The sequence below is a fragment of the Anaerolineae bacterium genome, assembly GCA_016931895.1.
In the GTDB taxonomy this organism is placed as follows: Bacteria; Chloroflexota; Anaerolineae; order 4572-78; family J111; genus JAFGNV01.
Genome location: JAFGDY010000281.1, coordinates 1 through 3,948, shown reverse-complemented (window position 1 = coordinate 3,948; position 3,948 = coordinate 1). Strand labels below are relative to the sequence as shown.

Annotated in this window: 3 protein-coding genes; all 3 read left to right on the top strand. The window is 57.6% G+C overall.

Annotated elements, in window-relative coordinates:
• On the top strand, window positions 1-1,687 hold a 1,687-nt coding region (gene polA, locus JW953_21400), incomplete at its 5' end, for a DNA polymerase I (protein ID MBN1995260.1).
• Entirely contained in the window at window positions 1,684-2,610 is a 927-nt protein-coding gene (locus JW953_21395; protein MBN1995259.1) for a N(4)-(beta-N-acetylglucosaminyl)-L-asparaginase, read from the top strand. The genes polA and JW953_21395, both read left to right, overlap by 4 nt.
• Window positions 2,611-2,802: 192 nt before the next feature.
• Window positions 2,803-3,678, top strand: a complete 876-nt coding sequence (locus JW953_21390) for a homocysteine S-methyltransferase family protein (GenBank protein MBN1995258.1) — start codon at window positions 2,803-2,805, stop codon at window positions 3,676-3,678.
• Window positions 3,679-3,948: the final 270 nt, after the last annotated feature.

Sequence of the window (3,948 nt, the reverse complement as noted above, 5' to 3'; positions counted from 1 at the left end):
GCAACGCGGCCAGGCGGCTCTCTTTGACCTCGCCCCCACCCCCCCCCCACCCAACGCCCCTGCCCAACTCGACCTGCCCACCGTGCAAGCCGCCCTGGCTCCCCTTTTAACAGACGCCAACCTCACCAAGTACATGCACAACGCTAAATTTGATATGACCGTGTTGCAACAACATGGCCTGGCCGTGCAGCCGCCCATTTTTGACACAATGATTGCTTCCTGGTTAGGCCACAATGCTCCCGGCGCCCGGCACGGTTTGAAGGATTTGGCCAGAGAAAAACTCAACATCCAGATGACCGAGATCAAAGAACTTATTGGCAGCGGCAAAAAACAGTTGACCATGGACCAAATCCCGGTTGAAAAAGTGACCCCTTACGCCGCCGCCGACGTTGATCTGACCCTGCGTTTGGCCGGCCTGGTGGAAAAACCGTTGCGCGATGACGGCCAACTGTGGCAAATTTTTCAGGAACTTGAGTTACCCCTCATTTACGTATTAAAGGATATGGAACTGGCCGGCATCAAACTGGATACCGACGCTCTGCGCCAGATGTCGGGGCAGATGAGCAACCGTTTAGCCGAATTGGAGCAGGATATTCATCAAGCTGCCGGGCTGGAGTTTAATATCAACTCAACCCAGCAACTCTCGGATGTATTATTCGGCAAACTGGGTTTGCCCACCGAAGGGCTAAAAACAACCAAAAGCGGCCACTACTCCACCGCCGCCGGAGTGCTGGAAAGTTTGCAGGGCCAACATGAAATCATTGATTACATTTTGGAACAACGCACCCTGGCTAAACTCATCAGCACCTATATTAACGCCCTGCCGGCCCTGGTCAATCCGCGCACCGGCCGGGTCCACACCAATTACAATCAAATCGGCATTTCCACAGGCCGCCTATCCAGCAGCGACCCCAACCTGCAAAACATCCCCATCCGCACCGAGCAGGGCCGCGAAATCCGGCGGGCCTTTGTGGCCGAGCCGGGCCATCGCCTGATTGCCGCCGACTACTCCCAGGTGGAGCTGCGCATCCTGGCCCACATTGCCCAAGACACCGGCTTGCAGCAAGCGTTTGCCCATGATGAAGACATCCACGCGGCCACGGCGGCGGCGGTGTTGAACATCCCCATTGAGCAGGTTGACAAATACCAACGCCGCGTTGCCAAAACGGTCAATTTTGGCCTCATTTACGGCCAGTCGGCCTTTGGCCTGGCCCAGGGGACCGGCATGAGCCGCGACGAGGCCCGCGACTTCATCAACACCTATTTTGAAAAATACCCCGGCATTAAACGCTACATTGACGAAACCAAAACATTGGCCGCTCAACAGGGTTATGTAGCCACCCTGTTAGGCCGCCGCCGTGATTTCTCTTACCTGGCCGGGATGAAAGGCCCCCAGCGCGCCGCCGCCGAACGGGAAGCCGTCAACATGCCCATCCAGGGCACCGCCGCCGATATAATGAAGCAGGCCATGATCACCCTTCATGCCGAATTGAAAAAACAAAAACTGCAAAGCCGCCTTCTGCTGCAAGTACACGACGAACTGGTGCTGGAAGCGCCCCAGGCCGAAGTGGAGCCGGTGGTCAAGTTGACCCGCCGGGTGATGTCAAAAGCGTTTGCCCTGCGCGTGCCGCTCAAGGTAGATGTAGAGGTAGGGCAAAATTGGTTAGAAATGGAGCGAACCAAATGATTATTGTGGCCAGCCAAAATGGCCGGGTGGGGATGAAAGCAGCCATGGCCAAGCTCAAGGCCGGCGGCTCGGCTCTTGATGCTATTGAGGCCGGCATCCGGCTGGTGGAGGCCAATCCCGATGACCATACGGTGGGCTACAGCGGCTATCCCAATTTGCTGGGAGAGGTAGAATTGGATGCCAGCATTATGGATGGCCGCACCCTGGCCGCCGGAGCGGTTGGCTCCGTTCGGGGTTACAAACACCCCATATCCATTGCCCGGCAAGTGATGGAGCGCCTGCCCCACGTTTTTTTGGTGGGCGCCGGGGCCGAACGTTTTGCGGCGGAGGTGGGCCTGGCCCAAGAAGATTTACTGACCGAGGCCGCGCGCCAGGTGTGGGCGGAACGTCTCCGGGCCACTATGCCTGAGACAACTTTTGAGCAATTGGCCGGCCAACCGGACTTGACCAAATGGGTCAAAACGGCCACCAGAGACCCCGAACTGGTAGGCAGCACGGTCAACTTCATCGCCCAAGACGCGCAGGGCAATATTTGCGCCGGAGTCAGCACCAGCGGCATGGCCTGGAAGTATCCGGGGCGGGTGGGCGACTCGCCCGTAATTGGGGCCGGTATTTACGCGGACAGCCGTTATGGGGCCGCCACCTGCACCGGCATGGGCGAGATGGCCTTGCGGGCGGGCACAGCCCGGAGCGTGGTGTTGTATCTGCAAATGGGCCTAACATTGGCCGAAGCCGGCCAACGGGCGATGGAGGATTTGGGGAATCTGGGCGGGCCGGACCTGGGCCGGATGAACTTGATTGCCCTCAACCCGGCCGGGCGGCACAACGGGTTCAGCAACGCCGCCGGCAAAACCTACATCTACATGACCGACGAAATGGCAGAGCCGGCAGAAGTTTTGCGCAGTTACGTTCCCACCAGGTAAGTTTGATAAGGCGGAGAGCCTGGCAGGGCAATTACTCAGGCATGTCATTTCGAGGCCGTAGGCCGAGAAATCTCCATGCGGCACTGCTTTGCTTCGTTTTTGGTATACTACATGGAGATTCTTCGCTCGTTCCTCGCTCAGAGCAACATGACCTGAATAATTACAAATGTTCTTACAAATTTGGAGGAAAATATGCCTGATTTACGTCAAAGATTATCCGAGCCGGGCGTGGTGATGATGGACGGGGCCACCGGCACCCAACTGCAAAAAATGGGCCTGCCGGTGGGACACTCCGGCGAGCTGTGGAATCTGCAAAACCCTGAAGCGGTCAAAAAACATTACCGGGCCTACCTTGAGGCTGGTGCCGAGGCTATTTTGACCAACACCTTTAGCGGCAATCGCCCCCTCCTTGAAAAGCACGGCAGCGGCGACCAGACCCACGCTATCAATCTGGCGGCAGCCAAACTGGCCCGCGAAGTGGTCGGAGAGCAGGCCCTGGTGTTAGGCTCTATGGGGCCGACGGGTTTGATGATGGCCCCCATAGGCCCGCTCACTTACGCCCAGGCCGTAGAGCATTTTGCCGAGCAAGCCGCGGCCCTGGCCGAAGGCGGCGTGGACGGCATCCACATTGAAACCATGAGCGACTTGAACGAAGCCAAAGCCGCCATCGAGGGCGCGCGCCAGGTGACCCAGTTGCCCCTGACCACTACCATGAGTTTTGACACCCGGGGCCGCACCATGATGGGCGTCCGCCCGGAAGAGGCGGCAAAAACGTTGTGGGCGCTGGAGGTGCTGGCCGTGGGGGTCAATTGTGGCCGCACCCTGGCCGAAAATCTACAGGCAATTACGGCCATGCGCCAGGCGCTGCCCGAAGCCGTTCTGATTGCCAAACCCAATGCCGGCCTGCCCCGCATAGAAGGCGGCACGGAGATTGTTTACGACGTGACCCCGGAGACAATGGCCGAGTATGCTTTGAAGTTTGTTGAACAGGGAGTCAAAATGTTGGGCGGCTGCTGCGGCAGCACCCCTGAGCACATTGCGGCCATGAAAGCAGCCCTCAAAGATTAAGTCTCAGTAGATCCAAATTTGGGCTGGTAGGCCGCACTTTAGTGCGTTTTTTTAGGCATTAAAATGCCCACTCCAAACAACATTTTGGATCTACTGAGTCTATTTTTAAGGTTGGGGAACATAAAAAGCGTGACCGTCGTGATCACGCTTTTGTTTTGGTCAAACCCATTTTTTAATGGTTGGCCAGAGTAATCAACCTCCCGCATAGCGGGAGGCATTAGGAAGCCCCCCAGAGGGGGGCAACTGGGATAGGAAAGCCCCGTTGGGGCT

Excerpts from the sequence above, each read along its gene's own strand:
- JW953_21395 (MBN1995259.1), top strand. The coding sequence starts at position 1,684 with ATGATTATTGTGGCCAGCCAAAATGGCCGGGTGGGGATGAAAGCAGCC.
- JW953_21390 (MBN1995258.1), top strand. The coding sequence starts at position 2,803 with ATGCCTGATTTACGTCAAAGATTATCCGAGCCGGGCGTGGTGATGATG.